The sequence below is a fragment of the Mesorhizobium sp. M7A.F.Ca.US.014.04.1.1 genome, assembly GCF_003998745.1.
GTDB classification, from domain to species: Bacteria; Pseudomonadota; Alphaproteobacteria; order Rhizobiales; family Rhizobiaceae; genus Mesorhizobium; species Mesorhizobium ciceri.
This window is the reverse complement of sequence record NZ_RZRW01000931.1, coordinates 1-1510: the sequence shown is the minus strand read 5'-3', so window position 1 is coordinate 1510 and position 1510 is coordinate 1. Positions and strand designations below refer to the sequence as shown.

2 protein-coding genes are annotated in these 1510 nt (G+C 67.5%); both read left to right on the top strand.

Translation table 11 applies throughout. From position 1 onward, the window contains the following. On the top strand, positions 1 to 804 hold an 804-nt coding region (locus tag EOA22_RS33225; protein WP_127390590.1), incomplete at its 5' end, for an efflux RND transporter periplasmic adaptor subunit. Next, a partial coding sequence (locus tag EOA22_RS33220) for an efflux RND transporter periplasmic adaptor subunit (protein WP_127390589.1) occupies positions 801 to 1510 on the top strand: 710 nt, incomplete at its 3' end. The genes EOA22_RS33225 and EOA22_RS33220, both read left to right, overlap by 4 nt.

The window sequence follows — 1510 nt, the reverse complement described above, 5'->3', positions numbered from 1 at the left end:
CAGGAGCAGGAATCCGACCTGCGCTCGGCGCAGGCCGATCTTGATGCAGCCAAGGCGCAACTGACCCAGTCCGTTGCCGCCTTCGAGCGGCAGAAAACGCTGCTGGCGCAGGGCTTCACCACCAGGCGCGACTATGACGCCGCGGACCAGGCCCTGAAGGTGGCACAAGGCAGCGTCGAAGCCGCGCAGAGCGCTTTCTCCAACGCCCAGCAAAACCTGTCCTTCACCGAGCTCAAGGCCGGTGCCGCCGGCGTGATCACCGCCCGCCAAGTCGAAACCGGCCAAGTGGTGCAAGCCGCGCAAACCGTCTTCACCGTCGCCGAGGACGGCGACCGCGACGCGGTGTTCAACGTGCAGGAGACGCTGATCGCCAAGACACCGGCATCGCCTGCGGTGACGATCACGCTGTTGTCCGATCCGCAGGTCAGGGCAACGGGCAAGGTCCGCGAAATCTCGCCTGCGGTCGACCCGGCTTCGGGCTCGATCCGGGTCAAGGTCGCCATTCCCGACACGCCCGCCGGCATGCCGCTGGGAGCAGCCGTCATCGGCTCGGTAAGCGCCAAGCCGGCGAAGGCGATCCTGCTGCCCTGGCAGGCGCTGACGTCCAGCGGCGGCAAGCCGGCGGTCTGGATCGTCGATCCCTCGACCAAGGCGGTGACGATGGCGCCGGTCGAAGTGCTGGCGTTCAATTCGGGCACGGTCGTGATCGCCAGGGGACTGGACGAAGGCCAGAGCGTCGTCACCGCTGGAGGACAGCTGCTCAGCCCTGGACAGACGATCGAGATATCGGGAGCGGGCCAATGAGCCGGACGCCGCGCATCCTGCTCGGCGTGCTCATGCTCGGCGCGCTGGCATCCTGCTCCAGGTCGGAGGAAAAGCCGCCCGAGATCATCCGGCCGGTGCTGTCGATGGTGATCGAGCCGCGCACCACGCAAGTCTTCGGTTTTGCCGGATCCGTCGAACCGCAGGTCAGCGCCGATCTGGCCTTCCGTCTGCTTGGCCGGGTCGTCTCGCGCGACGTCCAGGTCGGCGACATCGTCAGCAAGGGCACGACGATAGCGGCACTCGATCCGACCGCGCTGGAGTTGTCGCTCCAGGCGGCCAAGGCGGAACTGTCCAATGCCGAGGCGCAGTTCGCCAACGCCGCCGCCAGCGAGGAACGGCAGCGCCAGTTACTCGCCTCGGCCAACGCCACGCAAGCTGTCTTCGACGCCGCGCAGCAGGCGCGCAAAGCTGCGGAGGCAGGTGTCGAGCGGGCCAAGGCCTCGCTTGCCAAATCGCAGGAACAGCTCGGCTATGCCAGGCTGTTCTCTGATTTCGACGGTGTCGTCACCGCTGTCGGCGCCGAAGTTGGCCAGACGGTCTCGCCCGGCCAGACGGTCGTCACCGTGGCGCGCTCGGACCTGCGCGAGGCGGTGGTCGACATTCCCGACCAATTGACCGGTGATCTCGCGGCCGGCACGCCCTTCCAGGTCATCCTGCAGTCGCTGCCGACGATCCAGACCGGGGC